Here is a 26403-nt window from a genome sequence, read left to right on the forward strand (position 1 = left end):
AAATGAGGAAGCTTTTATGTTGAAGTATTCACTAAAAACCGAGACGGCAAATATCGGCCCGTGCATCATGGGCGTTTCGGACAAACAGAACGGCACCATCACAATAGACTCGGTTATGGAAATACTCGGCAGCCGCTTAAAATTCGACCCGAAAGATGCGGAACAAGGAGTATTAGCCGTCTCGGGCTCCAAAACCGTCCGCTGTGCTTCGGTCATAGAAAATAAATCCGGCCGCCTCATAGTCCTTTTGAATCAAGTGTTCCGGCAGGAGGATAATGGATACATTACCAATTAAAAAAAATATAATTATTTTTAAATTGCCGTATTGAACTTTTAGGGCTTTTTGAGTATAATCCTTTCTTGTTGATCCGTTAGCTCAGTTGGATAGAGCGGCTGCCTCCTAAGCAGCAGGTCGGACGTTCGAATCGTCTACGGGTCATTTTTTTAGTTCGTGCAGGGCGTCAAAGGGATAGATTCCTTTAACATCCGTCAGCACTACATTGTCTAGCGAGGAGCCGAAGATTACCGGCGTATCTCCGCCCATAAATTCCGAAATAACCTGCCTGCAGGCTCCGCAGGGGCTTACGGGATAGTCCGCATCGGGCGTTGCAATGGCGATGGCTTTAAAATCCGTTTTTCCTTCAGAAACCGCTTTAAAGATTGCAGTCCGCTCTGCACAATTTGTAAGTCCATACGAGCGGTTTTCTATGTTCACTCCCGTTACAATAGAACCGTCTTCCAACAAAATAGCCGCTCCTACATGAAAATTGGAGTAGGGGACATAGGCTTTCTTTGCAGCCTCAAGGGCTGTTTTGAATAAATTTTCTAACTGACTTGAAATTTCCATAAAAGTAGTATATCATATTTTCCATGTTATTTAAAGGAAAAAATAAATTTATTTTTATCGGTGTAATTATTATTCTTGTTATATATATTTTTGCCGCTGCCGTTCCCATGAGGAAGGATGTGTACTTGATGCCTAAGTGGTCTTCACCTATGCCGAAGGTTCAAACCGGACAAATGTATTTCGGAGAAGCGGAGGCCTCCGGAGATGAACTTAAACAAAGATTTGCCGGAAAAACTCCGATTCCTTTTTCTTTGGGTAATTTGTTCGGGTATTTTACCGAAGACGGCGAGATTTTAAGGGTCGAAACTGCGGAAGAAAGATTCAGCGCTTCTTTTTATGCTTGGACAAGATATCCCCAAAAGCCTCTTTTTACGGATATTTATAAGCCTGAGGAATTCGATTTGGAAAAGCCTTTTTTGCGTATCGATAAGCCCGGTTATGTTTATCTCGATAAGGATAGAATCTTTTTGTTTGAACCGGAAGGTTCTTCTCTTTCAGAATATGATAATACCGGTAAAAAATTATGGCACTACACCCATACCTTTCCTATAACGGCTTTTCAGTCTTCTAAGGCCGGCTGTGTGATAGGTCATTCGGACGGACTTTTAGTATGCCTCGATTCTGACGGAAACACTCTTTTTAGTTTTTACCCCGGAGGCAGCACCTATCAGGCAATCATGGGGGCTGCGATTTCGGAAGACGGAAAACAAGTTCTCTGCTTATGCGGACTCGATAAGCAAAGGGTTGCTCTTATAAATATTTCGGGCCGCCAGCATAAAATAGTATTTCATTCTTCTTTTGGAGAGGATTTAAGAAGACAGGCCTTTGCTTCATTTGATAAAGCGGGGCATTTTGCCGTTTTTGAATCCGCTGAAGGAATAGGTATTATCGATTGTAGAAATTTAACTCTTTCACTTATAAAAGAAGAAGGTTTTATTGCCGGGTTGGGATTTCAAGATAAAAGCGCATTACTTACAGTACTTCTTAAAAAAGATGATGAATGTTCTCTTTTGTTGATAAACCCTCCCGATTTGATGATTGGAAAAACTAAATTTAAGTCTGAAAATGCCTTTTTAATTCAAAAGGAAAATAAAATTTACATAGGTACCGATGAAAAGATTACTGCATTGGATATACGGGGGCTTTAAATGAAAAAAAATCTTTATATATTTTTATTCTTTATGACTTTTTTATACTCTTATTCTTTTGAATGGCCTGTAGAAAATCCTTCTCTTTTACGTTTGTTTGCTCAAAGAAATGAGTCTTTCGTTTCCCGCTCCTTGGTGTTTAAAGAAGTTGATACGGTTCGAGCTTCGGGCTATGGTAAACATATAATAAGTATCGAGGAAAAAAACAGTACACGCTTTTTTCCAAGCACCTTGGGAAATGCTATGATTTTTATAGATGATGAGGGGCTTCAAAGTATTTATGCAAATCTTTCCGATACGGATTTATTTACCTCCAGAAAAGAAACCGAAGCCGGTTCTATTTTAGGATATGCAGGAAAATCGGCATGGACCGAAGAAAAGAGTTTAATCTTTCAGGTTGCGGATACACGCAATAATGTTTTAATCAATCCTCTTTTATTTATGCCGGCTATTGAAGAAAAAACGGAGCCTCAAATTCAAAATACCGTTTTAATAAACGGCGATAAGCAGACAATCGGTTTGGAAACGGTAAAAAAAATAAAGCAAGGGTCCTATGACCTTTATTCTTCAATCTCCGATTCAGCCGAAAAAGGAGGTCCGCAGCTTGCCCCTTTTAGAATTACGGTTTCCATTAACGGAATGAATATATCGGATCTTCCCTTTGAGGTTTTGAGTTCCGACGGTAAGGACCTTTATTTGCAAAATAAAAAATCGTCTTTATCCCTTTTATATGAAAAAGAAGGTACGATGCATTTAGGAAAAATAAATTTACCTGCAGGAAAGATTGAGCTTATAATTACCGTTCTCGACAAAAGCGGAAATCAAAAAAAGGCTTCCTTTATTTTTCAGGTAGAGTAGATTTGTAAAATCATGTTATTTTAAAATAAGGATATCCTTTCCATTTCTTTTTTTATATCGATGTCCCAATATTCCAAACAGATGGGACAGTTGAGCCCGTATTTTTCTAACAGGTCGGACAGCTTTGCAAAGTCTTCTTTTGAGACGGGGTTGTGTAGATCGTTTTTTCCGTCATTGGAATGGAGATGCATGTAGGCTATGTGTTTTTGATTATTGGAAAACCAGCTTTCGATTTTTTCGCCTGAAATTAGGGCATGTCCCCAATCGAGGTTTAATTTTACTTGAGGCAGGGCGACGGCTTCTATAAGTTTTGCAGTGAGGCTGCTGTCTTTTTCGCAGACGTTTTCTAAAACCACACAGCCCTTAAAGCCGGAATTTTCTACAGCCTCGTTAAAAAATTCCGCATTGCTTTTTAAAAATAAATCGAATTTAAAATCTTCCTTAAACCAAGGCATAATCTGAGTATGAAAAATTATAAAATCAAGGTTCAAGAGCTTTGCAAAAAATAAATCCCTCTTGTACATTTTTCTGCTGTAAGCGGCTATGTCCCTATTAAAAGAAGCTATATTTAAATCGATAAAGCTGCCGTGCATGGATTTTATTCCTTTTAAAGAGGGCAGTTTTTTTTCGTATTCGTTTAAAAGAGAGTATATCTCCGAGTCGGTTAAACAGGGCTCGGTAAAATCTTGAAGTTCAAGTCCTAAATTAAGCTCATTAAAAAGATTAAGATCAAAATCAGCGATTGTCCTAACGGCCTTAATCAGCTTATTTTTCATAAAAAGTTTTTAGTTTTGGCTCTTCAAAATTTTTTCGATATTTAATTCTCCTGCAAAGCAGGGAATGTTTATATCCCAGTTTTCCAAGACCTGAGGATGAACCTCCCCGAATATGCCTATTTGTTCTCCATTGTAAAGAAGACCTGCCTGCCTGCCCGGAATAAAGCGGGGGTCGTCGGTTTCGCAAACCTTGTATTCTATTCCGAGGTAGTATAAGAGATTTGCCGCCTCGCTTGCTGCCGTATTAAAGTTGGCATTTTGTTCTGCTGTTAAAAAGCCTAAACTTTGGCTTGTACTTGTGCCTGTGGAGTCGGAGTCGTCAAAAAAGGCAATTTTTCCGGTCTCAAATATTTTGTGCGGATAGACTGCATTTGCAGAACCCATCTCGGCATTTAAAAGAGAGGGGAGAATGGAGTTGCGTACAAACTGATAGTTTTCGGACATCGGGTTTGAAATCTCGATAACCGAAGCTTCATCTATGCACATTCTTTCAATATAGTCTTTTTTGGAGCCCAAATAGTTAAAAATCATTTCCTGATAGCCCATGCCCGTCATAAGCCCCTTTATTTTTCGGCTTAGCATTGTTGCAGGCAAAAGTCTTCCGATTGTAAATTCGTTGGGTGTTTCGGGCGTAAAGAAATTAACGGTTTTCCCCATCATTACGTCTTCGATTATATCCACTTCATGAAGAAAATCGTTGCGGTAGGGGGAGGGTTTCAGCCTAATCTTGTTTCCCGAAATTTCGGTTTCCGAGTCCATGCGTTTTAGAGCTTCGGCAATTTCTTCCGCCTTAAAAGAGGAGCCCAAGAGCTTGTTGACGGCTTCCACTGAAGTTTCTGCATTTTCTTGAAAATAAAACGGGGTAGTAATGGTTTTTCCGTATCCCGTTTCATAAGGATGCTCTATTTTAACGGGTAGAATCGTATATCCGCAGTCGGCAAAATCGCATGCGACTATATTTGCCGAAAGCAAAATGCTTGTCATATCCGTGCCGGTAAATTCTACAAAAAGGTCGGTATCGCCTGCTTGGACCGCCCCTATCTTGGCACTGTTTATAACGGGAGGCATCGAAAGGACTTCTCCGTTTGCATCCTTCAAAAGAGGAAAGAGCTTTTTGTCTTCAAGCAATGAGGCATACTCGATTCCCTTGGGGTGTTCTTTTAGGATTTTGCGGCATGAAAGAGGCTTTTCCATATCGAGCGGAGTGAATTCCGTTTTGTCGGGATCTACGGCCGTGTATTCGATGGGCCATTTTATAAGTTTTGAACGGTAAACGCCCATAGAAACCGTTTTTCTTTTTCTTCCGAAGTTGCGGCAAAGTTTTTCCTGTGTTTGGATTATGTCGGCAAGCATGAGCTCGTCTATGGGCTTACCCGAAATTACAAAGCCTGCCGCAAAGGGGCGGATTTCTTTAAGTTCGGGCGAGACCTTAACCATACGCTCGGCAGAGTCTTGAGTTTTTTCTTTTGATGAAAGGAAGCTTTGATAGCTTTTTGTATTTGATTTTCCTCCTGCATGGATGCGTAAAAGCCTTGCAAGGCCTGCCGTAGACCAAAGGTCGGGACGATTTGTATCGTTTAATTCTATCTTAATTATGCGCTCTTTTTCGGGAAGAGAGGTATCGGGTTTTTCGTCAAGTTCTGCCTTGGCTGATGTTAAAATTTCTTCAAGTTTGTCGTAATCATGCTTTGCTCCGAGCTCTGCTTCAAGTTCCGCCCCGAGCATCTTAAAAAAAAGGGATTCATTTACTTCAATCTTAGGCATTTTATCCTCCGCAGTTAAAAAAAACTGAAGGGGATTATATCATAAATTACGGCTTTATACAAGTATCGATATATTTTCTAAAAACAGCAATCTTGCAGCTAATAAAACAAAAACTAACCGAAAAAATTATGCGACAGTCCATCAAAAAGAGAAAAGAAAGTGAAGTTTTCAAGGGGATTTAAAACTTGTAAGTGTATATTGGGTATAGACTTAGAAAATAAGCGGATGATGGGAGTCGAACCCACGTCTCCAGCTTGGAAGGCTGGGGTAATAGCCGTTATACGACATCCGCAAGACTCATGCATTATATAGATTTTTAAAATTTATGTCAATACTTTTTAAAAAAAAAACATAAAAATTACAGGCACACAAAGGCGCTATTACAGAAAAAATCTATTGAGCTTGGCTGTCTTAAAGTCTGTTAATACTCAAAAGTACCGAATCTATGGTGGGAATTATCATTTTGGGTTTGATTTCGTGTTTTACCGATAATAATTTGTAAAATACATCGAAAGCTTCCTGTATCGATTTTCCTATTCGGCTTTTAAAATTCATTTTTGCTTTCAGCATCCATTTCGATATATATATCATTCCTAACAACACAATAGCTTTTTCAAATCCGCGTAATAGGGCTTGATGAGTTATATCTATACTTCCTATGCTAAAAATTATCTTGCCCATGGGAGGAAAAAGGTTGAAAACAGTGATTGCCGTAAACATAAAGATTAAATTTAAAAAATTAAGTTTTTGTCTGTCGGCTGCACAAAGAATCAGGGCAACTCCCAAAACAAGGGCTTGTACCGGCAAAAAAGGAACAAAGAGTAAGATTAAAAAAAGGCTTATACCCGAACCTATTCTAAGATACCTGTCCCTTAAAGTCCGGCTTTTTGTTTTTTCCGATTCGTTTTCACTCTTATAATGCCTTACCGCTTGTGAATTATCAGGGACAAAATCGAACCTTTCGGCCTTTACTCTTTGGTACCAGACGGATTGTATTTCAAATTCGGATGCGAACCAACCTAAAAATAAGGCTGTTAAGGTGCCTAAAGAAAATACGGGCGGAATTATGTAGACAGCCGATTTTCCGAACATGAGTAAGACTGCTAAAAGAAATTGCAGGCTGTTTGAAACAAAGGCTCCTGCCAAACTTATACCCATGAAGGAAATTGTTTTTCTCGGAATTTTTCTCATGGCATACATTAACAGACCCGAAGAAAATGTTCCGATTGCTGAAAAAAGAACGATATAAGAAAAAAGCGTTCCCGAAATAAGGGCTTGGCCTAAAACTTTTATAACTAAAAGAAGTACAAAGGCCGGAAAAGAGAAGAGGTCTATGCCTAAAATTACGGGCAGATTAGCCAAGCCGATTCTAAAAAAAGGAACCGGCTTGGGTATCATTATCTCGATTGCCGAAAGAAAAAAACAAAATCCTCCGAACAATGGAATAAGGGTATCCGCCTTTTTGGTTTTTAATGACAACCTGAGCACCCGCAGCCGCAAGCATCTTCGTCATGTTCATGACCGCATCCGCAGCCGCCTCCGCATCCTCCGGACATTTGCTGAATCAAAGCCTGCAATTCTTCTTCGGTGGTCTTTTTTACCGATAAGACTTTTACATCAAAATGGAGGGTTTCTCCTGCCAGCGGATGATTTGCATCTATGGTAATCTTATCGCCGTCTATTTTTGTAATTCTTACAATTCGGGCGTGATGACCTTCTCCGGCTTCAAAGTCCATACCGACTTCAAGTTTTACACCCTCAGGAAATTGCTCTCTGGTTGTTTCGACTATTAGATCGTCAAAAACTTCACCATAGGCTTCTTCAGGAGGAACAACTTGCTTAAACTCGGCCCCTTCTTCTTTGCCTTCAAGGGCTTTTTCCAAGCCTGAGATAATCATATTATATCCGTGGATATACTCCAATGGACCCATTACATCGGACGAGTCAAGGACTTCGCCGTTAGCATCTTTCAGTGTGTATTCCAAACTGACTGTTGTATCTTTTTCTATTTTCATCATAAAGATAATACATATTTTATAAACAAAAATCAAGAGAAGATCCGGCAAGAAATCTCGCAAATTCCTATGGAAATCAAATTTTTATCGGTTAGTGCACACAAAAAACTGTCCTCAAGGCGGAGTTTTTTTCAAATTGAGGGTGGTTAATTTAATTACCGGCACGGATTGCGGTGGTATAAATTCAAGCAAATTTTTTATAATTTACTATTTTTTTCAAATAATAACTATAAATATAATGAGGAGGGGGAAATGTTAAAAAATTAGGAGGACACAAATGGTAAAAAGATTTGAAGATTTAACATTTACAGACGATTTTATGTTTTGTAAAGCTATGCAAAATCCGAGGCTATGCAAAAAACTTATTGAAATGATATTATCAGATACAATAGGTAAAATTGCTTATATCTCAATACAGCATAATATTAACACTTACGAACAGGCTAAGTCTGTAAGATTTGATGTTTTAGTGCAGGCAGAAAACGGTAAATTATACGATGTAGAAATGCAGGTAAGCAATGAACTCAATATCCCTAAACGTATGCGGTTTTACCAAGCTGCCATAGATATTTCTTTTTTGGACAAAGGCAATTCCTATAATAGCTTAAACGACAGCTTTATAATTTTTATCTGTACCTTTGATGCCATAGGCAAAAATAGGCCTGTTTATACCTTTGAAAATCTTTGTATAGAGGACAAAAACACCCCTTTACAAGACGGCACACGAAAGGTTATAATAAATGCAGAGGCCTGTAATAACACTGAGGAGAAAGAATTAAAAGAATTTTTAGAATACCTTAAAACAGGTAAGCCGAATAATGAATTTACAATGGAGATTGAAAAAATGATACAAACAGTAAAAAATAATGAGCAGGCAAGGCAAGAATACAGATTATTATCTACTTTTGAAATGGATATTAAAGACAAAGCGGAGTACAGAGTAAAAAGAGAAACGGCTAAACTTATGAAACAGCGAGGCTACCCAATTTCTGAAATTTTATTAATGACAGGCCTACCTGAATCCGAAATTGAAAAGCTGTAATTTTCTATATTTAAAAAGTAAATCTCCGTATATCTAATGAAATTGGTTTATGCTTCTATAAATTACAAATTTGCTTACCGTGTCAAAGTCAAGGGCTTCTTACCCCTTGATTTTTTATATAAAATGACTTAAACTTAATCTAATGCAGTTATTGCAGGATTCAACAATGTACCGGAGGACAAAATGTTACCTTTTTATTTTCTTTCAATAACAACAAATTTGATTATGGGGCTTATTCTTGTATTTTTTGACAAGACTGTTAGAGGTGATGAGCCTGCTGACCGTGAAAATAGATATCCCGTTTTAAGGGATTCAACTTTTTTGCTGTTGCTTACAATATTTTCCGGTTTTACGGCAATTTCAAAAATGCTGAGTCCTGTCGGAACCAATATAGTGATATTGGGAGATTTTTTACCCGTAGTTGCAGGACTTGCAGGTTCGATAGTATTTTTGGGAAGATATTTGGAGTCTAATTCAAATATTACCTTACCGGATTTTTTCGGCTTAGTAAAAAATTATGACGAAATAATCGGTTATGTATGTTTGGCTTCTTCCGTCTTACACCTATTATTTTCAAAGGCTATCTTTCTTTAATATTGCCGTATTTGGATTTACAAATAATAGAGTTTTAATTTATGAAGCGGTTTGCTCTTTTTTTCTTATTTCTTATTTCTTTAAGTCTTTTGGCTTGTTCAAAAGAAGATCCTTTACAAACATTGGATTTGCCGTCGGATTCGGCTATGAACGATGCGAACCGCTTTGCCTTAATAATCGAAACCTATGTTTCTCTTTTAGATAAGCCGGGAGATGACGGCATAACCGTCTCGCATGCCAGAAAATTTGATGTCTTTCCCGTTGAAGGACTTGAGATCGTAAAAGAAGATGGAGAACAGATTCTTTGGGTAAACCTAGGAAAAGGCTGGATTCAAAGATCAAGTGTTCAGCTTTATTCTTCTAAAGAAAAAGTATTGACTGCAGCTAAAAAATTAAAATAATGGCCTTTTTTGCCGATATAGGAGCTATGAAGTCTTTTGCTGTTTTATCCGCCTATGATATTTCGGAATATTCGTTTAAAAAACTCGAAAACGGTATAATCCCATTTGAAGCCTCTTTCCGTGCGGCTGCCGCATTTCCCGATTGTAAAAAGGTTGTTATTTTAACCTCTGCTTCATGTGAAGCCCCTATCGTTTCCATATTAAAAAATATAAAATCTGACGAGCTGAAAATAGAGTGGAAGGTTAAGGTTTTGGGAAAAATAAGTCCTCAAGCCATATTTTCCGAGGCTGCAAAAGAAGCCGAAGCGGAATCTTCCGGCTTTGAAAATGTTTTCTTTTTGCATGGGGATGAGCCTTTTATCGATTTAAATGCAACGGAAAAACTTTTTAAGCAGCATTTGGAATACAGGGCAGAATACAGCTTTGCCGACGGATACCCCGAGGGCCTTATCCCTGAAATTCTTACCTCAGGTCTTTGTCCTATTCTTGCAAAGTTTTCCGAAAATGAAACTTCGTTTGAGCGTTCTTTTATTTTTGATACGATAAAAAAAGAAATAAACAGCTATGATATCGAAACTATGATCGCCCCCTTCGATTTAAGGCATCTAAGGCTCCGCTTTGCAGCCGACTCAAAACGGAATGCTCTTTTATGCAGCCGCTTTACAGGCATAAATGCTGAAAATTATGCAGAATTGATTGAAGAAAAAAAGGCAGAGCTTTTTACTCTTCCTGCATATTACGGTATCGAGATAAATTCTTCCTATCCTTTAAAGTCGATATATAAGCCTAATGAGGTTTTAGGACTTGCAGAAAAAAAAGAAATGGATAAGGCTGCTCTTTTTTCTCTTATCGAAAAAATTGCGGAATATTCCGATGATGCCGTAATTTCTCTTTCGGTTTTTGGAGAGCCTTCAATGTATCAGGATTGCCTTTCGGTAATCGAAAAAATTTTATCGTTTCCTAAGTTATCCGTTTTGATTGAAACTTGCGGTTTATATTGGCCTTCATCATTTATAGAGCGAGTTGAAAAAGTTATTGCGTCAGCTCCCGAAAGAAAAAACAAGATGCTTCCGGTTTATTGGATTGTATGTATTGATGCGGTCAGTTCAGGAATGTATGCTAAGGTGCACGGTCTTTCCGAAGATGAGGCAAACATTAAATTAAAACAAGCTCTTACTTTTACCGACAGTTTAAAAAAAGTTTTTCCCGATGCCGTATGGGCTCAAATTATGCGTATAAAAGAAAACGAAATAGAGGTTGAACCTTTTTACCGTTTTTGGAAAAACCTGGGTGTTAATGTAATTATTCAAAAATACGATACCTTTTGTAAATTGCTTGAAGATAAAAGAGTTGCAGACTTATCGCCTTTTAATAGACATCCATGCTGGCATTTAAAAAGGGATATGTATATTTTGGCTGACGGCTCGGTGCCTCTTTGCAAAGAAGATGTTAAAAGGAATAATATTTTAGGAAATGCTTTTTCGGACAGCTTAGACTCAATCCGTAAAAAAGCATTCGAGGCATATAAGAAGCATTTGGAATGCAAATACGGAGATTTGTGCGGAGCCTGCGATGAATACTATACCTACAATTTTTAATGAACGGAAAATTCCTTATACGGTTTTAGGAAAAAGCTCCGGCGATTTTAAAGCTCCAATTTCCGTTTTGGTATTAAACCGAGGTGCCAGATATTATCTTTCTTCTCTTTTTCAAAACCTGATAGATTTAGGTTTTAACTCAATAGTTTTTGTGGATAGCTCAAAGCGGGGCTTTGAGGTAGAGGCTTTGTCTTCTCAATTCCCGGAAGTAAAATTTTTACTTCCGCTTGAAAAGGTTACTGCAGGGGAGATGATTAATCTCGGTATTTCGGAAGTATCTTCGGATTATGTTATGGTTTTGTGGAACGATATGGCTTTGTCATCTTCGGCCTTTCCTGAAACCGTGATAGATACTCTTACCCAATCGGATGTAATCTGTGTTGCTCCGGTTTTAATCGATGAAAAAAATACCCTTATTCCCGTTCAGATTGTTCCTTCTATTACTCGCAGAGATTTTTCGACGGAACAATTTTTGTGCAGAAAAGATTTAACACATACTATTTATATGTATGATTTTGCCGGTATTTATAATCGGGAAAAATTTATCGAGATGGGTGGCTTTGATTATACTATAGAAAATCCTTATTGGCAAAATTTGGATTTCGGATTTAGAGCCCATCTATGGGGTATGGAGATTCTTATTTCAAATTTATATAAAATGAAATATGCCGGAGCTTGTCCCCTTGAAGATATTTCCGCAGATGATTCTTATATAAAATTTTACTTAAAAAATTTAGCGCCTATTGTAGGTAAAAAAGGAGGGAGCTTGCCTTGGTATTTGTTTTTTTCTTATGCGATAAGGTCAGGCTTAAATCCTTTTAAGGCCTATAAATATTTTAAGGCTGTACAAGACTGGGTGCATATAAATAAATACCGTTTTGTAAAATCACCTCAAGACTTAATTTGTAAATGGGAGCCCAGCATATGATTGGTTTATACGAAGGAACGGCTGTAATTGTTCAAGCACGATTAAGTTCCAAGCGTTTGGTTAGAAAGGCTTTGTTGGACTTGGGCGGCATGCCTATATTATACAGGGTTTTGGATTCGGTTAGAGAATTACCTGCCGAACATTTTATTTTGGCCTGCGATACAAATTCAAAAAAAGAATTTCAGCCCATAGCCGAATCCTTAGGCTATCTTTGTATTGACGGTTCCGAAGAAGATGTTTTAAGGCGTTTTTGTGATGCCGTTGAGTTTATAAATTCCAATTTTCCGAATAGACCTTTAAAGGCCGTTATCAGGGTTACGGCCGATAATCCGTTTCTTTTTGTACAAGCTGCCGAAGCTTCAATCCGCCGTTATTTTGAATTGGGAGAACCCGATTATTTTACTTACACAGGTCTTCCGCACGGATCGGGTATAGAAATTATCAAGGCCGATTCTCTTTTAAAAGCCGCTTCCGAAACCGATGACGAATATGCGCATGAGCATGTGTCTCCTGCAATTTACGGCCATTCCGATAAATATAGATGTGTCAGAGAGACGGCTCCGCCTGTGTGGTATTATCCCGAACTGCGGACTACAGTTGATACCGCCGAAGACTATGAAAAAGCAAAAGAAATTTATAAACACTTAATTTCAAATAAAAAGACGGCTCCGTTTACGCCTGCCGATATAGTTGAGGCTGTAAGTTATGCCGATAGATTAGTTGTATTCTGTCCCTCGGTTACTCCGGGTAGGGGAAGCGGACACTTGCATAGGGTTTGCGATTTAGCGAGATCTCTTTTAGGAAAGTTAAGATGTTTGATTTATATATCCGAGTCGGATTATCCTAATTTTTCAAAATCTCTTTTAAATTCCATTCCTTCCGAAATAGTCGTAAATGAGTTTCCAAAAAAAGCGGCACTAATCGTATTGGACAGATTTAGAACATCTGAAGATGAGATGGCTTTTTTTAAAAATAGGGGGCCTGTTATCGCAATTGACGATGGCGGCTCCGGCCGAAGATTTGCCGATTTTATTTTGGATATATTACCTTCACTTAAAAATGTAAGCTCGTCTGACGATGATTCCGGCTCTGAATGGCTTTCTAATCTTTTTTCGCCTGAGTTGATATCCCTTCCGGTAAATAGGCGAAAGCTCCTTTCAACTCAGAGATTGGCAAAAAATAAAAAGATACACTTAACTCCTAAACAAACAAAGGTTCTTGTAGTTTGCGGCGGAGAAAATTCTTATAGGATGACCCTTCCTATTGCACAAATTCTAGCCTCCTTAAAATTCGACGTTTCTGCAATAGATATAAATTTAGGTTTTGAAGATATAAAACGGCTTGAAGGAAAGGTTAAAGCTTTTTCAAGAATCGATAATTTAAAAGAGAGACTTTATGAATGGGATTTGGTTGTAACTCATTATGGGTTTATTGCCTTTGAAGCCTTGGCTGCAGGCTGTTATGTGCTTTTGGTTTCTCCTACCGACTATCATTATAAGTTAGGTTTAGCAGCCGGCTTTACATCACTTCCTGCAGGGATACCTTCCAGTACCGACTTTGCTAATGTCTTTTCTCATGGAATTAAAATACCTAAGATTATTACGCCTTATTCTGAATCCAAGGATTTATCTTCTCTGATAAAAAATTTATCTTTCGGTTCACGGTATTTCTGTCCTATTTGCGGAGAAGACGGTACCTCCGAAATTACAGCCAGAACTCCCGATAGGACTATGGCACATTGTTTAAAGTGCGGAATGTACCATATTTCTTTTATAATAAGTCCTCCAAAACAATATACCAAAACTTATTTTTTTGATGAGTACAAGGCCCAATACGGTAAAACCTACTTAGAGGATTTTGAGTCTATAAGAAAGCAGGGTATGCGCCGAATGGAAATTATCGATAAACTTTATATAGATATTTTTTATCGAAAAAGGGAATACAGTATTTTTGACGGAGAAAAGAAAATATTGGATGTAGGCTGTGCCTACGGCCCCTTTGTTCTTGCTGCAAAGTATTCGGGTTGGTATGCCGTCGGAACCGATATTTCGGAAGCTGCCGTAAAATATGTAACGGACGAGTTAAAGCTGCCGGCCTTTGTTTCGGCTTTTCCGGTTCTCCCGAAAACCTATGAGTATATTTACCAAAAACGAATGACGGGAAACGGATTTGAATCGGTTTCAAGGCCTATTGAAGACGGAGGTTTTGCGGCCCTTTCTATGTGGTTTGTTATCGAGCATTTTAGGGACTTGGATTCCGTTTTAAAAAAAGTAAACGATCTTTTAATGCCGGGCGGTATTTTTGCTTTTTCAACTCCAAACTTTTCCGGTGTTACGGGAACTTTTTCGCCTTATAAATTTTTTGCAGAAAGTCCTACCGACCATTATTCCATATGGGATTCAAGAACTGTAAGGTCTCAGCTCAGTATGTACGGCTTTAAAGTTTTAAAGGTTGTTTCGATAGGTCATCATCCTGAAAGATTTAAGTGGTGTAAAAATCTTAAAAAGAATGGAATACTTTGGAACATAGTTATGGCCATAGGCATGGCTATAAGCAAACTTTTTAAACTCGGAGACAGTATGGAAGTTTATGCAATGAAGCAGGGAAGACTGGAGGATATAAAATGAAAAAATATGTTTTAGCCTTTGATCAGGGAACTACGAGCTGCAGGGCAATCTTGTTCGATAGAGACGGAAAAAAAATTGAAACTGCCCAGCAGGAGTTTTCTCAAATTTTTCCTAAGCAGGGCTGGGTCGAGCATGATGCCATGGAAATATGGGGAAAGCAAAGCGGTGTAGCCCGCGAAGTTTTGGAAAGAAGCGGAGTTTCCACCCAAGAGATTGCTGCAATCGGAATTACCAATCAGCGTGAAACAACCGTTGTTTGGAACAAAAATACCGGCCGTCCCGTTTGTAATGCTATAGTTTGGCAGTGCCGCAGAACCGCCGATATCTGCGATGCTCTTAAAGAAAAAGGCCTATCCGATTCTATCAGAAAAAAAACCGGCTTGATAATAGACGCTTATTTTTCGGGAACCAAGATAAAGTGGATTTTGGATAATGTTCCCGAAGCAAGAACTCTGGCCGAAAGAGGCGAGCTTCTTTTCGGCAACATCGACACTTGGCTTATCTGGAATTTGACCAGAGGTAAGGTGCATGTAACCGATTATACAAACGCATCCCGCACCTTGCTTTTTAATATTCACACCCTGCAATGGGATAAGGAGCTTTTAAAGGCTATGGATATCCCCGAATCTATGCTGCCCGAAGTCAAGCCTTCAAGTTATGTTTATGGTTATACCGAAGAGCATACATTCGGGGGATCTAAGATTCCGATTGCGGGGGCTGCAGGCGATCAGCAAGCCGCCCTCTTCGGGCAAGCCTGTTTTGAAGAAGGCTCTGCAAAAAACACTTATGGAACCGGCTGCTTTATGTTAATGAATACCGGAGATAAAATAATAGAATCAGAAAACGGGCTTCTTACGACTATTGCCTTCGGTATAGATAATAGTGTAAAATATGCATTGGAGGGAAGTAGTTTTATAGCCGGTGCTGCAGTTCAATGGCTGAGAGATGAGTTAAAACTTATCTATACTGCCCACGAAACGGAATACTATGCAGGGCTTGTAAACGACACAAACGGTGTTTATTTTGTTCCGGCTTTTTCAGGTCTGGGTGCACCCTACTGGGATATGTATGCCCGCGGTGCTCTTTTGGGCTTGACAAGGGGGGCAAAAAGAGAGCATATTGTAAGAGCGGTCTTGGAAGCCATCGCCTATCAAACAAAGGATGTCCTTTATGCTATGGAAAAGGATTCCAAGATAAACTTAAAATCGCTTAAAGTAGACGGCGGAGCTTGTGCCAATAATTTTTTAATGCAGTTTCAGTCGGATATTTTAAATGTGCCCGTTTTACGCCCCTACGAAAAAGAAACGACGGCCTTGGGTGCTGCCTATCTTGCAGGCCTTGCCGTAGGCTTTTGGAAAGAGCAGGGCGAAATAAAACGGATACAGGATATCGAAAGGGAATTTAGGCCGGACATGGAAGAAGAAAAAAGAAAGACTCTCTATGCCGGATGGAAAAAGGCTGTAGAACGCTCAATGAAATGGGGGTAGGTTATGTATAATTTTGAATTTGAAGTGCCGGTTAAAATTTTATTCGGTAAGGGCAGTATTGAGAACCTCGTACCTGAGATTCTCAAATACGGAAAAAGAGTTCTCCTATGTTACGGCGGCGGAAGTATTAAAAGAATGGGGCTTTATGATACAATTGTTAAAAAACTGGATCAGGCCGGAATCTTTTATAAGGAACTTTCCGGTATTTCACCTAATCCCCGCATTGAAGAAGTTGAAGAAGGAATAAAGATAGTCCGTGAACACAAGCTGGATTTTATTCTACCCGTCGGAGGGGGAAGCACCATCGATTGCTCGAAGGCTGTTTCTGCCGGTGTAAATTATGCAGGCGCTCCTTGGGATTTGATTACGGGCAAGGCCGAAATTAAAGACGTACTCCCGATAGGAACGGTACTGACTCTTTCTGCTACCGGTTCCGAGATGAACTGCGGAGCCGTTATTTCAAACCTTAAAACGAAGGAAAAGCTGGGCTTCGGAGCTCCGCCCCTTCTTCCGAAATTTTCGGTTCTTGATCCCGAATACACCTATTCCGTTCCTAAAAATCAGACAGCCGCAGGTACGGCCGATATTATGAGCCATACCTTCGAATGTTATTTTAGTCTAAATGACGGGGCCTATCTTCAAGACAGGTTTGCAGAAAGTATCTTAAAAACCTGTATCGAATACGGACCCTTGGCTATTAAAAACCCGGAAAGCTACGAAGCCCGCTCCAACCTTATGTGGGCAGGTACATGGGCTATAAACGGTCTTTTAAGCGACGGTAAAAAAACGGCTTGGTCTGTTCATCCTATGGAGCATGAGCTGAGTGCTTTTTATGACATCACTCACGGAGTGGGGCTTGCTATTTTAACTCCTCATTGGCTGAGGCATTGCTTAAACGATAAAACCGTTAAAAAGATTGCAGATTACGGTGTAAATGTTTGGGGTCTTCCAAAAGGAGAAGAAGTTTATAAAACTGCCGAAAAGGCAATCGAGTGTACTTCGGACTTTTTTAAATCTCTTGGCATTCCGATGACATTGAAGGAAGCGGGAATAGGCGAGGAGCATTTAAAAGAAATGGCTGAAGCCGCTGTTGCTCACAGAGGTAAAAACGGAGTTATCTACGGCTTTCAAGAACTTCGAGCCGATGATGTTTATGCAATCTTTAAGGCAGCTCTTTAAGTAAACTATGAGCGATGATTTTGAGGTAGTGCGTCCCGAAGAGCAGGCCGGGGACGAAAAAGACAGAGCTCTTCGCCCACGCTCTCTTGTAGACTTTCAGGGGCAGACAAAGGCAAAAGAAAATCTTTCCGTTTTTATAAAGGCTGCCCGCGAAAGGGGAGAAAGCTTAGATCATCTTTTTTTGATAGGCCCGCCGGGCTTGGGAAAAACAACCCTTGCCCAAATTACGGCCAACGAGCTTGGTGTCGATTTTAAGGTTACGGGAGCTCCCGCCCTCGATAAGCCCAAGGATCTGGCAGGTATTCTTACTACCTTGACGGAACGCTCCGTATTCTTTATAGACGAAATTCACCGTTTAAAGCCGGCCATCGAAGAGATGCTTTATATCGCAATGGAAGACTATGAACTTGACTGGATAATAGGGCAGGGGCCGGGAGCCAGAACCGTGCGTATTCCGATTCCGCCTTTTACCCTTGTCGGAGCGACCACAAGGGCAGGCATGGTTTCAAGCCCCCTTATAAGCCGCTTCGGTATTGTGCAGCGTTTTGAATTTTACAGCCATGAGGAGCTTGCCTCAATTATAAGCCGCTCCGCTTCAATCCTCGAAATCGAAATAGAAAAGAAGGCTGCCATTGCCTTAGCCCGCTGTTCCCGCGGAACCCCAAGGGTTGCAAACCGCTTATTGCGGCGCATGAGGGACTTTGCCCAAGTTGCCGGCAAAAGCTCGATTGACGAGATGACGGTTGCCGCAGGCCTAAAACAGCTAAACATCGACGGCCTCGGCCTTGAAACCTATGACAGGCAGATACTCCGCTCGATTATCGAAAATTATTCGGGCGGCCCCGTCGGCGCCGAAACCCTTGCAATTTCTATAGGAGAGTCTCAGGATACCTTAGAGGATTATTACGAACCCTACCTTATCCAGTCGGGCCTCCTTCAGCGCACTCCCCGCGGCCGAATGGTTACGCTTAAAGCATACGAACACCTCGGCCTAAATCCGCCTAAACTTGGCGATGGGCAAGAGGGGCTCTTTGATTAGTGAACAGCCCAGCCTATTTGATTAATATAAGGCCGGGCTCTTTGATTAAGGGAGAGCCCTGCCTTTTTGATTAGGGGAGATAACCCGCCTCAATCATCCACATCTTATGTATTTTTTGATTTCTAAAGTCTTCGGGGATTGAGGCCTTTGTTATGTCTTTTACCCTTATCTTTTGTTCGGAAAAATTAATAAGCTCTGCCTCATCGAATTTTATCTTTTGGGAATTGGTAGAAAAATAAAGCTTTCCGTTTTTTGACAGCACTTTTAGGCAGAGGAGGCAGAGTTTTAGCCAATCTCTGTTTACATCAAAAATATCCGCACTTTTTGAATTTGAAAATGTAGGAGGATCGCAGATAATTAAATCCCATTTTTTTTGTTCTTCGATTGCTTTTTTTAAAAAAACGATTACATCGCTTTTTATAAGCCGGGTTTTTTCTTCATCGAAGAGCTTGTTTAGTTTTAAATTTTCTTTTGCCCAATTTAGATAGGTATTTGAAAGGTCTACCGAATCAACGGAAGCGGCTCCGCCCTTTGCCGCATGAACCGAAAAACTTCCCGTGTATGAAAATAGGTTTAAAACTTTTTTATTTTTTGCTTCTTTAAAAACCATGGAACGGGCAGGGCGGTGATCCAAAAAGAGACCGGAATCAAGATAGTCTTCTATGTTTATGTAAAAAAAACATTCTCCTTCTTTTACTCTTATAAGATTTTTACTTGAGCCTGCCTTTTCGTATTGGCTTTTTCCTTTTTGCTTTTCACGCAATTTTATAAAAATTCTTTCTTTAGGTATTAAAAGGCTTGAGGATGCCGCTTCTTCAATTTCTAAAAGCCATTCTCTTTCTTCTTCCTGAGATTTTTCGTAAGGCCTCTTGTAAAGATAGATAAGCAAAAAGGCTCTTTTTTCCGTTTCTTCTGTTTCGGCAAAGTAGATGTCGACTGCAAGAGGAATTTCAGGTATATCCTTGTCATACAATCTGTAAGCAAAAACGCCCTCCCGTTTTGCCCACTTTAACAAATGTTTAAATCTTTTTTGAAGGCGGTTTTTAAAAAGCTCCGCCTGATATTGATTTTTTTGCATCTTATTTTTTGGTATTCATCATAACGCCGAGCATTGCATAACCTGAGCTTAAATCTTCTTTTTGGACTATAACCTTATCGGGTACGGTGATTTTGATATTTGTAAAATTCCAAATTGCCTTGATTCCGGCTTTTACAATGGCGTTTGCGGCCTCTTGAGCATATTTTGAAGGAACCGTCAAAATAGCGATTTCGGGCTTATATTCTTTAACTTTTGTTTCCAATTCATCCATTCCAAACACAGGAAGTTCATGAATTTCTTTTCCAATTTTTCTTTTGTCTGAATCAAAGGCGGCACAAATGTCCAGCCCATGTTCTTTAAAACCTTGATAGCCTGAAAGAGCTGTACCTAAACTTCCTGCCCCTATTACAAAAGCCTTTTTTTCTTTATTCCAGCCTAAAAATTTTTCGATGGCCGTTATCAGTAATTTGACGGGATAACCTTTTTTGGGCTTACCTACAATTCCCGTAATTGTTAGATCCTTCCTCACCTGAATGGGTTCAAGTTCCAATTCTTCGGCAATGACCGTTCCCGATATGTATTCCAACTTATCGGCCTCTGCTTTTTTTACAAGGTGAAGATAAGAAGGCAGCCTCCGCACAGATGGAGCCGCCGGTACTTTTTGTTTTGCCATAGCATCCTTCTTAAAATAAAAATATCTATAACTATAATATTACATTCAAATACTTGCAATGTCAAGGAAGGTCCGTAGAAAGACTTGCAGATGATTTTAAATTATCCGGTAAAAAATTGGGCATTAGTCCTTGACAAGCTCTCCATTTTGTAATATTATTGGTCTATACTATTTTATTTAAGGAGAGCCGGAATGCCTTGCGGAAAAAAACGAAAACGAAAGAAGATGTCGACGCATAAACGAAAGAAGAAGCTTAGAAAGAATCGACATAAGAACAAGAAATAAATTAGGAGGGTATACCCCTAATTGTTCAAATATCTATAGCTTTCGGTTAAACGGAAGGGGGGCTCAGCTTTGAAGCCCCTTTTTTTTAGATTTTAGCGGAATATAATGACAAAAAACAGCTTATTAAGTAAAATAAAAGGCCCCGAGGATATAAAGCTCCTTTCCTATAATGAACTTAAAGACCTCGCTGTAGAAATACGAAAAGAAATTCTCACTGTAGTAGGCCATAACGGCGGCCACCTTGCAAGCAATTTGGGCGTAATAGAGCTTACGCTTGCGATTCACAGGGTCTTTTCAAGTCCCCATGATGCTATTGTCTGGGATGTCGGTCATCAGTCATATACGCATAAAATGATAACAGGCAGACAATCCCGCTTTTCTACCTTACGCCTTTGGGAAGGCCTTTCCGGTTTTCCAAAAAGAGAAGAAAGTGTTCACGATGCCTTTAATACCGGCCATGCTTCAACTTCAATTTCTGCAGCACTAGGTATTCTTGAAGGAAAAAGATTAAACAAGGATTCCGGAAAGGTTATAGCCGTTATAGGTGACGGTGCTATGACCGGCGGAATGGCCTTTGAAGCTCTTTCAAATGCCGGAGAATTAAAAAAAGATTTAATAGTTATAATAAACGACAATAAAATGTCCATAAGCAAAAATACGGGGGCTTTTTCCGAGTACTTGAGCCGCCTTACGGTTCATGAAGGCTACCAGCGTTTTAAGTACCTCTTTGATAAGGCTGTGGGCTCAATACCCCTTGTAGGAAACAAACTTAATTCCATAATTTGGCGTTTAAAAAGAGGAATGAAGGGGATATTCTACAAGAATAATATCTTTGTGGATTTCGGGTTTGAATATGTCGGCCCCATCAACGGCCACAATATGAGAGAACTTGAAAAGGTTTTAAAAAACGTAAAAAAATTAAACAGCCCCGTTGTAATGCTTGTAGAAACCATCAAGGGCAAGGGTTATCCTTTGGCGGAAATAAATCCTGCGGCCTTTCATGGGATCGGGCCCTTTAACATTGCAGACGGCAAGGTAGAAAAAAACGATGCGATTACCTTTACGCAAGCCTTTGGAAAGGCTTTGGTAAAAGCCGCCGAAAAAAACTCGAAAATCGCAGCCATAACGGCAGCAATGGAATCGGGGACAGGCCTTTCTCTATTTCATAATAGATTTCCTGAAAGATTTTTTGACGCAGGTATTGCCGAGGGCCATGCCGTTACCTTTGCAGCAGGACTCGCCTCGGCCGGAATGAAGCCTGTTACGGCAATTTACAGTACCTTTTTGCAGCGTGCAATCGACCAGATTATACACGACACTTCAATACAAAATTTGCCCGTGATTTTTGCTATAGACCGTGCAGGTCCCGTTCCGGCCGACGGAGAAACCCATCAGGGGCTTTTTGACATAGCCTTACTGCGCCCTGTTCCCAATATGGCAATTCTTTGCCCTGCATCCGAAAAAGAGTTGGACTTAATGCTTTCTTGGGCTCTTATGCAGGATAATCCTATAGCAATAAGGTATCCCAAGGCCGACTGCCCGAAAGAAATCCCCGAGTTTTCTCAAAACATAGAAAAAGGACGCGGAGTACTTATAAAGAATTCCGATAAGAGCCGCATTTTAATAACCTGTACCGGAGGGATGTACAATGAAGTTAAAGAAGCTTCTGCAATCCTTGCTCATAAGGGCCTTTTTACGGATATCTATAATGTGAGATTTGCAAAACCCATAGACAAAAGCTATTTTTTAAACATCGCAAAAGGCTATTCATACATTCTTTTTGTAGAAGACGGCATGAAGATAGGCAGTCTAAGCTCATATTTGGAATCACTTATTTTAAGGTACGAAAGAAACAAGACCGGGTTGCAAAATAAAAAAACTGCGGTATTGGCTTTTGAAGATATGTTCTTCCCCCATGGTACCCGCTCCGAAATTTTTAAGGGTGCAGGCGTATCGGCCGAACACATAGTACAAGCAGCAGAGCTGCTTTTTACCGAAACTCATACCGTTTCGGCTTCTACCGCTATTCCGGTAAAGGAGAATTAGGATATGGAATTTATTAGAAACATTACGGCTTTTTATTCTTCATATCTAAGGCCTGTTTTTGATGTGCTTTTACTCGCTTTTTTGATGTATAAGGCTTATCAAATTTTATTAAAAACTCAGGCAATTCAGCTTATAAAGGGTGCAATGTCTATATTGGTCATTTATGCTGTTGCCATGATTTTTAATCTTAAAACTCTTTTATGGCTTTTAAATACCTTGGGACCGGGACTTGTTATAGGTGTAGCCATCGTATTTCAGCCCGAACTTCGTAAAATATTTTTAAAGATAGGACAGAGCAACTGGCTCAGAACCGGAAAGCACTCAAACCACAGCCATATCGACTCGGTTGTTACTGCTGCCGAAATCTTATCCGACAAAAGACGGGGAATGCTGGTAGTTTTTATGCGCCGGAATAATTTAAAGGATATTATCGATACGGGAACAAAGCTTAATGCAGGGCTTTCATCCAGCCTCTTGGTTACTATTTTCGGGCATGATACCCCTCTTCATGACGGAGCTGCCATTGTGCAAAACGGAATGATAGTTTCTGCAGGCTGTTTTCTTCCTCTTTCGGAACAACAGGATATAAGAAAAAGCTTTGGAACCCGTCACAGGGCGGCAATAGGTGTTTCCGAAGAAACGGATGCAGTCGTTCTTGTCGTATCCGAAGAAACGGGAGCCTTGAGCCTTGCCTATGATTCCCATCTTTATTACGATTTAAGTGCGGATGAAGTTGTAGCCCAGCTTGAGCAGCTTTTGGAAATAAAAAAATATTTTGCTCAAGAAGAATCTTTGGATTTAGCGGAGGCCTTACAAGATGAAAATTAGAAAAATATTTGACCGCTTAGCTGAAAACTGGCTTGCAAAGGTTATAAGTTTTGCTCTTGCCATAGTTTTGGTACAGTTATATAAGGGCAGTCTTTTAGAGAAGAAGTATTTTTATGCTCCTCTTGTTATAGAAAATTCCGGAGATCTGGTTCCGGCTGTGAATATTCCGAGGCTGGTTAAAGTTTCGGTTTGGGGAGATTCAACCGTAATAGCTCCGATCATGGAAGAGCATATAACGGCCTATATGGATTTGTCTGCAATCAGCAGTCCCGGAGAGTACCGTATTCCCATACAGGCTAAACTAAAGGGCTTGGCTTCAAACATCAGTGATTTTGAAGTTGAAGTTGAACCTTCCGATATAACATTGACACTTGAGGAGAGTTTATCTAAGAGGGTTAATGTCCGCTTAAATCTGGGGGGCGTTCCGGCGGAAAATTATGAAGTTTATGAAAGAGATGTGGACCCCGCCACAGTAGAAATAAAGGGACCTCACTCTGTCGTTTCACAAATTGAAGAAATGCTGACAAACAGTGTACAAATAGATAACCGCAAAACCGGATTTTCAGGCTATGTAGAGGTCTTTGCCTCTAATCCTCTTGTTTCTGTAATAGGGACTTCCAGAATTGCCTATTCGATTAAGATACGGGAAATAGTAAGTTTACAAACTTATGAGGAAATAGCTCTTTATTTTGAAAATCTAAACGAGAAATTTGAAGTTGTGACGGATTCTGTTTTGGGAAATATCACTGTAAAAGGTACTAAGTCTAATATTGCTTCATGGACTCTGCCTGAAAATGTTTTGAGAGTAAACTGCAGCAATATAACAAAGCCCGGCGTGTACAGCTTGCCGGTTCAAGCCGTTATTCCGGGAAAGCTTACTCTTATAGATGCAAATCCTAAAAATATTCAGTTTGAAGTCAAGATAAAAGAAGCAAAGACATCCGAATAAGATGATACTCGGTCTAGGTATTGATATAGTTGAAGTTTCCCGTCTCGAAAAATGGCTGAACGATAAAAAGCTCCTTGAAAGGTTTTTTAATAAAGAAGAATTTGAATATGTGCTTTCCAAGAGAGACGGGGCTGCCCCTTCCTTGGCCGTCCGCTTTGCGGCAAAAGAAGCCTTTGGAAAGGCCCTTGGAACCGGCCTCGCAGGGATAGAGCTAAAAGATATAGCCGTTGTAAACGATAAAACAGGCCGGCCTTTTTTAAAACTTTCGGGCACTGCTCTTCAAGCCTTAAAAGAAAAGGGCGGGGCATCTATTCATCTTTCTCTAACTCACGAAAAAACAACCGCCGCCGCCGTTGTTATAATCGAAGGTTCTAGTTAAAACTCTTTTTTTTCGTATATTTTTATGCTCAAAAAAATAGAAAGTGGAATAGACAAAATAATTATTCCAATGAAGATCATAACATAAAAAGAATTTTCTTTAAAAGTATTTAAAAAATTTAAAACATAGATATTTAACTTTTTAATACCTGAAAACACAAAAATAGCCCCCATATATACTACTCCCTTAATAATTTGAGACTTGGCGGAACTCAAATATTCTAAAGGAATAAAGAAAATATTATACATAAATTGAATTATAAAAAAGTTTATAAAAAATATACTTGATATTTGAAAGGGGTTTTTAACTAAAAAAGATATTATAAAACTAAATCCCAATAAGGTACTGATCATTAAAAGACCGAACAAAAGTATAATAAGGTAGCGGCTGATAACTATTTCTTTTCGGCTTACAGGCAGGGAGTTCAATAAAATATCTTCTCCCTGCTTTATTCCCTCCTTGCGTTCAACCTTGGTTATCCCCGAAAACAGATGCATGGATACAAGATAAGGGAAAAAAACCATCAAAGGATTATTTGTAGCCGCAATGATTATGGGGGATAGTAAAAAGAGGATTATAAAAATTTGTTTGTTATTCTTTATTTTTCTTATATGTGTTAAAAGCAATTGTCTCATAAAAATTCTCCTTATAAAAACTTAATTTGAAGCCTTTTCATAAAAAAACATAATATCTTCTAAAGCCGGTTTTTCGATTATGAGGCTTGCAGGAAGACCTTGTTTTTCTTTTGTGAGGGCTTCAAAACCTACTCCGGTTTTGCGTATTCCGATAAGTTTACTTTCTATTCCTCCCTTTAACTCATCAAGCCCGCCCTTGACCAAAGCATATTCCGAAAAAACATCGTCCTTTCTCTTTGAAAAAACTATCTCTCCGTTTTTGATAAATGTGACATAGTCTGCAATACGCTCCAAGTCGCTTGTAATATGGGTAGAAAAAAAGATGCTGCATTTTCCGTCACTTATTACATCATAGAAAATATCCAAAAGTTCCCGTCTTATAACCGGATCCAAGCCGCTTGAAGGCTCGTCCATAATTATAAATTGTGCATTATGGGATAGGGCGAGGGCAAGTGAATATTTGGTTTTCATTCCCTTTGACAGCTGCATTATTTTTTGTGTTTCATCCAGCTTAAATTGCGAAAGATAATTTTTGTAAGCCTTCCAATCCCAGAAATTATAAAATGAAGCGATAATCTTTGTCATATCTTTTATTTTTAATTGTTCATAAAAACAAGGTTCATCATAAACAAAGCCTATCTTTTGTTTTAAGGAGTTGAAGTTTTTTTCGGCAGACTGACCGAAAATTTCTATGAGTCCCGAATCTCTTCTGATTAGCTGCATTATAAGCTTAATCGTTGTGGTTTTTCCTGCCCCATTTGCTCCGATAAAACCCATAACCGTTCCTTGAGGGATTTGAAAGCTTATGTTTTTAAGGCTAAAATTTTTATAGTCCTTGTTTAAGTCTTTTATGTTTAAAATATAATCCATAATTTTCTCCCATTATTATTCTTCATCAAAAAGAAGCTTTACGATTTCTAAAAATTCTTTTTGTGTTATCTTTAGCCTTTTGGCCTCATCTATAGCCTCGGCTATCTTTTCTTCGATTGTACATATTCCGGCTTCCTTGAGCCTTTCAGGATTTTGATAGGCTACAAAGGAGCCCTTTCCTTGAACCGAGTCTATAAAGCCGTCTCTTTCCAATTCGTCGTAAGCCCTCTTGGTTGTAATAACCGAAATTTGTAAATCTTTTGCCAATGTCCTTATAGAGGGAAGGGGTGCTCCTTCTTCTATTTCTCCGTTTAGGATTGCCTTTTTTATAGCAGAATATACCTGTTCGTATATTGGAGCTTGGGATGAATTGGATATAATTATTTTTAGAATTTC

The 26403-nt window shown here is 39.3% G+C and carries 26 protein-coding genes and 2 tRNA genes; 17 read left to right on the top strand and 11 right to left on the bottom strand.

Annotated features, from left to right (window positions below; genetic code table 11):
* Positions 1–16 precede the first annotated feature (16 nt).
* Both HYB91_RS03895 and HYB91_RS03900 read left to right on the top strand, forming a co-directional pair.
* Positions 17–295, top strand: a complete 279-nt coding sequence (locus tag HYB91_RS03895) for a DUF4469 domain-containing protein (protein ID WP_002675295.1) — start codon at positions 17–19, stop codon at positions 293–295.
* Positions 296–365: 70 nt separating this feature from the next.
* Positions 366–439: transfer RNA gene (locus tag HYB91_RS03900), tRNA-Arg, on the top strand.
* On the opposite strand, the gene HYB91_RS03905 is transcribed toward HYB91_RS03900, so the two are convergent.
* Entirely contained in the window at positions 437–847 is a 411-nt protein-coding gene (locus HYB91_RS03905; RefSeq protein ID WP_002675293.1) for a cytidine deaminase, read from the bottom strand. The two genes, HYB91_RS03900 and HYB91_RS03905, sit on opposite strands and share 3 nt — an antisense overlap.
* Before the next feature lie 23 nt (positions 848–870).
* Between HYB91_RS03905 and HYB91_RS03910 the strand changes: the two genes are divergently transcribed.
* Together HYB91_RS03910 and HYB91_RS03915 are read left to right on the top strand one after the other, a co-directional pair.
* Positions 871–1995, top strand: coding sequence for a hypothetical protein (locus tag HYB91_RS03910; protein ID WP_002675291.1), 1125 nt, complete (start codon positions 871–873; stop codon positions 1993–1995).
* On the top strand, positions 1996–2853 hold the full coding sequence (locus HYB91_RS03915; protein WP_002674986.1) for a hypothetical protein: 858 nt from the start codon (positions 1996–1998) through the stop codon (positions 2851–2853). It begins immediately after the preceding gene.
* A gap of 20 nt (positions 2854–2873) precedes the next feature.
* On the opposite strand, the gene HYB91_RS03920 is transcribed toward HYB91_RS03915, so the two are convergent.
* From HYB91_RS03920 to HYB91_RS03940, 5 genes are all read right to left on the bottom strand, one after another.
* Positions 2874–3629 (bottom strand): sugar phosphate isomerase/epimerase family protein, encoded by a 756-nt coding sequence (locus HYB91_RS03920; RefSeq protein ID WP_002669752.1) that lies wholly within the window; start codon positions 3627–3629, stop codon positions 2874–2876.
* A 9-nt stretch (positions 3630–3638) separates the two neighbouring features.
* Positions 3639–5393, bottom strand: coding sequence for a phenylalanine--tRNA ligase subunit beta (gene pheT / locus HYB91_RS03925; protein ID WP_253719638.1), 1755 nt, complete (start codon positions 5391–5393; stop codon positions 3639–3641).
* Positions 5394–5613: 220 nt separating this feature from the next.
* Positions 5614–5685: transfer RNA gene (locus tag HYB91_RS03930), tRNA-Gly, on the bottom strand.
* Positions 5686–5804: 119 nt separating this feature from the next.
* Positions 5805–6833 carry a Gx transporter family protein gene (locus HYB91_RS03935; RefSeq protein ID WP_353743518.1) on the bottom strand — a complete coding sequence of 343 codons (1029 nt, stop codon included), beginning with the start codon at positions 6831–6833 and terminating at the stop codon, positions 5805–5807.
* A 29-nt stretch (positions 6834–6862) separates the two neighbouring features.
* Complete coding sequence (locus HYB91_RS03940; RefSeq protein ID WP_002669747.1) at positions 6863–7411, bottom strand: FKBP-type peptidyl-prolyl cis-trans isomerase; 549 nt, start codon at positions 7409–7411, stop codon at positions 6863–6865.
* A 274-nt stretch (positions 7412–7685) separates the two neighbouring features.
* On the opposite strand from HYB91_RS03940, the gene HYB91_RS03945 reads away from it, so the two are divergent.
* From HYB91_RS03945 to ruvB, 9 genes are all read left to right on the top strand, one after another.
* Entirely contained in the window at positions 7686–8450 is a 765-nt protein-coding gene (locus HYB91_RS03945; RefSeq protein ID WP_002675285.1) for an Rpn family recombination-promoting nuclease/putative transposase, read from the top strand.
* 183 nt (positions 8451–8633) lie between these two features.
* The gene (locus tag HYB91_RS03950; protein ID WP_002669743.1) at positions 8634–9044 is read left to right on the top strand and encodes a hypothetical protein; all 411 of its coding nucleotides are present in this window, start codon (positions 8634–8636) and stop codon (positions 9042–9044) included.
* A gap of 41 nt (positions 9045–9085) precedes the next feature.
* Positions 9086–9445: a hypothetical protein gene (locus tag HYB91_RS03955; protein WP_002669741.1), complete on the top strand. Its 360-nt coding sequence runs from the start codon at positions 9086–9088 to the stop codon at positions 9443–9445.
* Positions 9446–9471: 26 nt separating this feature from the next.
* Entirely contained in the window at positions 9472–11043 is a 1572-nt protein-coding gene (locus tag HYB91_RS03960) for a spiro-SPASM protein (RefSeq protein WP_044910041.1), read from the top strand.
* Positions 11018–11971 (top strand): glycosyltransferase family protein, encoded by a 954-nt coding sequence (locus tag HYB91_RS03965; protein WP_002675282.1) that lies wholly within the window; start codon positions 11018–11020, stop codon positions 11969–11971. The genes HYB91_RS03960 and HYB91_RS03965 overlap by 26 nt, the downstream gene beginning before the upstream one ends.
* The gene (locus HYB91_RS03970) at positions 11968–14598 is read left to right on the top strand and encodes a cytidylyltransferase domain-containing protein (RefSeq protein WP_002675281.1); all 2631 of its coding nucleotides are present in this window, start codon (positions 11968–11970) and stop codon (positions 14596–14598) included. The genes HYB91_RS03965 and HYB91_RS03970 overlap by 4 nt, the downstream gene beginning before the upstream one ends.
* Entirely contained in the window at positions 14595–16085 is a 1491-nt protein-coding gene (gene glpK / locus HYB91_RS03975) for a glycerol kinase GlpK (protein WP_002675280.1), read from the top strand. Before HYB91_RS03970 ends, glpK begins: the two co-directional genes overlap by 4 nt.
* Positions 16086–16088: 3 nt before the next feature.
* Positions 16089–17264: an iron-containing alcohol dehydrogenase gene (locus HYB91_RS03980; RefSeq protein WP_002675279.1), complete on the top strand. Its 1176-nt coding sequence runs from the start codon at positions 16089–16091 to the stop codon at positions 17262–17264.
* A gap of 7 nt (positions 17265–17271) precedes the next feature.
* Positions 17272–18303 carry a Holliday junction branch migration DNA helicase RuvB gene (gene ruvB, locus HYB91_RS03985; RefSeq protein WP_002669727.1) on the top strand — a complete coding sequence of 344 codons (1032 nt, stop codon included), beginning with the start codon at positions 17272–17274 and terminating at the stop codon, positions 18301–18303.
* A gap of 70 nt (positions 18304–18373) precedes the next feature.
* Here ruvB and HYB91_RS03990 read toward each other — a convergent pair whose 3' ends face one another.
* Both HYB91_RS03990 and HYB91_RS03995 read right to left on the bottom strand, forming a co-directional pair.
* On the bottom strand, positions 18374–19381 hold the full coding sequence (locus HYB91_RS03990) for a class I SAM-dependent methyltransferase (RefSeq protein WP_002675278.1): 1008 nt from the start codon (positions 19379–19381) through the stop codon (positions 18374–18376).
* A gap of 1 nt (position 19382) precedes the next feature.
* Positions 19383–20015 carry a redox-sensing transcriptional repressor Rex gene (locus HYB91_RS03995; RefSeq protein WP_002669725.1) on the bottom strand — a complete coding sequence of 211 codons (633 nt, stop codon included), beginning with the start codon at positions 20013–20015 and terminating at the stop codon, positions 19383–19385.
* 390 nt (positions 20016–20405) lie between these two features.
* Here HYB91_RS03995 and dxs point away from each other — a divergent pair, with 390 nt between their 5' ends.
* Genes dxs through HYB91_RS04015 form a run of 4 tightly spaced genes read left to right on the top strand, consistent with a single transcriptional unit; the run spans position 20406 to position 24502 of the window.
* Positions 20406–22346, top strand: a complete 1941-nt coding sequence (gene dxs, locus HYB91_RS04000) for a 1-deoxy-D-xylulose-5-phosphate synthase (protein WP_002675276.1) — start codon at positions 20406–20408, stop codon at positions 22344–22346.
* A gap of 3 nt (positions 22347–22349) precedes the next feature.
* Entirely contained in the window at positions 22350–23174 is an 825-nt protein-coding gene (gene cdaA / locus HYB91_RS04005) for a diadenylate cyclase CdaA (protein WP_002669723.1), read from the top strand.
* Positions 23164–24123: a CdaR family protein gene (locus HYB91_RS04010; protein WP_002690442.1), complete on the top strand. Its 960-nt coding sequence runs from the start codon at positions 23164–23166 to the stop codon at positions 24121–24123. The genes cdaA and HYB91_RS04010 overlap by 11 nt, the downstream gene beginning before the upstream one ends.
* A gap of 1 nt (position 24124) precedes the next feature.
* Positions 24125–24502, top strand: coding sequence for a holo-ACP synthase (locus HYB91_RS04015; RefSeq protein WP_253719639.1), 378 nt, complete (start codon positions 24125–24127; stop codon positions 24500–24502).
* On the opposite strand, the gene HYB91_RS04020 is transcribed toward HYB91_RS04015, so the two are convergent.
* From HYB91_RS04020 to HYB91_RS04030, 3 genes are read right to left on the bottom strand one after another with little or no spacing between them, the layout of a single operon-like run.
* Positions 24499–25137 (bottom strand): ABC-2 transporter permease, encoded by a 639-nt coding sequence (locus HYB91_RS04020; protein ID WP_002675023.1) that lies wholly within the window; start codon positions 25135–25137, stop codon positions 24499–24501. The two genes, HYB91_RS04015 and HYB91_RS04020, sit on opposite strands and share 4 nt — an antisense overlap.
* Before the next feature lie 21 nt (positions 25138–25158).
* A complete protein-coding gene (locus tag HYB91_RS04025; RefSeq protein ID WP_002675275.1) occupies positions 25159–26007 on the bottom strand; it encodes an ABC transporter ATP-binding protein in 849 nt (282 codons plus the stop codon).
* Positions 26008–26022: 15 nt separating this feature from the next.
* Positions 26023–26400 carry a GntR family transcriptional regulator gene (locus tag HYB91_RS04030; RefSeq protein ID WP_044909914.1) on the bottom strand — a complete coding sequence of 126 codons (378 nt, stop codon included), beginning with the start codon at positions 26398–26400 and terminating at the stop codon, positions 26023–26025.
* Between the last annotated feature and the right edge of the window lie 3 nt (positions 26401–26403).

Origin of the sequence: Treponema sp. B152, assembly GCF_024181665.1 — a bacterium.
GTDB classification, from domain to species: domain Bacteria; phylum Spirochaetota; class Spirochaetia; order Treponematales; family Treponemataceae; genus Treponema_B; species Treponema_B denticola.

Coding starts and splice junctions, on each gene's coding strand:
- dxs (WP_002675276.1), top strand. CDS start 20,406: ATGACAAAAAACAGCTTATTAAGTAAAATAAAAGGCCCCGAGGATATA.
- HYB91_RS03970 (WP_002675281.1), top strand. CDS start 11,968: ATGATTGGTTTATACGAAGGAACGGCTGTAATTGTTCAAGCACGATTA.
- HYB91_RS04015 (WP_253719639.1), top strand. CDS start 24,125: ATGATACTCGGTCTAGGTATTGATATAGTTGAAGTTTCCCGTCTCGAA.
- HYB91_RS03950 (WP_002669743.1), top strand. CDS start 8,634: ATGTTACCTTTTTATTTTCTTTCAATAACAACAAATTTGATTATGGGG.
- HYB91_RS03940 (WP_002669747.1), bottom strand. CDS start 7,411: ATGATGAAAATAGAAAAAGATACAACAGTCAGTTTGGAATACACACTG.
- HYB91_RS03995 (WP_002669725.1), bottom strand. CDS start 20,015: ATGGCAAAACAAAAAGTACCGGCGGCTCCATCTGTGCGGAGGCTGCCT.
- HYB91_RS03915 (WP_002674986.1), top strand. CDS start 1,996: ATGAAAAAAAATCTTTATATATTTTTATTCTTTATGACTTTTTTATAC.
- cdaA (WP_002669723.1), top strand. CDS start 22,350: ATGGAATTTATTAGAAACATTACGGCTTTTTATTCTTCATATCTAAGG.
- ruvB (WP_002669727.1), top strand. CDS start 17,272: ATGAGCGATGATTTTGAGGTAGTGCGTCCCGAAGAGCAGGCCGGGGAC.
- HYB91_RS03945 (WP_002675285.1), top strand. CDS start 7,686: ATGGTAAAAAGATTTGAAGATTTAACATTTACAGACGATTTTATGTTT.
- HYB91_RS03965 (WP_002675282.1), top strand. CDS start 11,018: ATGAATACTATACCTACAATTTTTAATGAACGGAAAATTCCTTATACG.
- HYB91_RS04020 (WP_002675023.1), bottom strand. CDS start 25,137: ATGAGACAATTGCTTTTAACACATATAAGAAAAATAAAGAATAACAAA.
- glpK (WP_002675280.1), top strand. CDS start 14,595: ATGAAAAAATATGTTTTAGCCTTTGATCAGGGAACTACGAGCTGCAGG.
- HYB91_RS03955 (WP_002669741.1), top strand. CDS start 9,086: ATGAAGCGGTTTGCTCTTTTTTTCTTATTTCTTATTTCTTTAAGTCTT.
- HYB91_RS04025 (WP_002675275.1), bottom strand. CDS start 26,007: ATGGATTATATTTTAAACATAAAAGACTTAAACAAGGACTATAAAAAT.
- HYB91_RS03960 (WP_044910041.1), top strand. CDS start 9,472: ATGAAGTCTTTTGCTGTTTTATCCGCCTATGATATTTCGGAATATTCG.
- HYB91_RS03990 (WP_002675278.1), bottom strand. CDS start 19,381: ATGCAAAAAAATCAATATCAGGCGGAGCTTTTTAAAAACCGCCTTCAA.
- HYB91_RS03980 (WP_002675279.1), top strand. CDS start 16,089: ATGTATAATTTTGAATTTGAAGTGCCGGTTAAAATTTTATTCGGTAAG.
- HYB91_RS03905 (WP_002675293.1), bottom strand. CDS start 847: ATGGAAATTTCAAGTCAGTTAGAAAATTTATTCAAAACAGCCCTTGAG.
- HYB91_RS03920 (WP_002669752.1), bottom strand. CDS start 3,629: ATGAAAAATAAGCTGATTAAGGCCGTTAGGACAATCGCTGATTTTGAT.
- pheT (WP_253719638.1), bottom strand. CDS start 5,393: ATGCCTAAGATTGAAGTAAATGAATCCCTTTTTTTTAAGATGCTCGGG.
- HYB91_RS04010 (WP_002690442.1), top strand. CDS start 23,164: ATGAAAATTAGAAAAATATTTGACCGCTTAGCTGAAAACTGGCTTGCA.
- HYB91_RS03910 (WP_002675291.1), top strand. CDS start 871: ATGTTATTTAAAGGAAAAAATAAATTTATTTTTATCGGTGTAATTATT.
- HYB91_RS03895 (WP_002675295.1), top strand. CDS start 17: ATGTTGAAGTATTCACTAAAAACCGAGACGGCAAATATCGGCCCGTGC.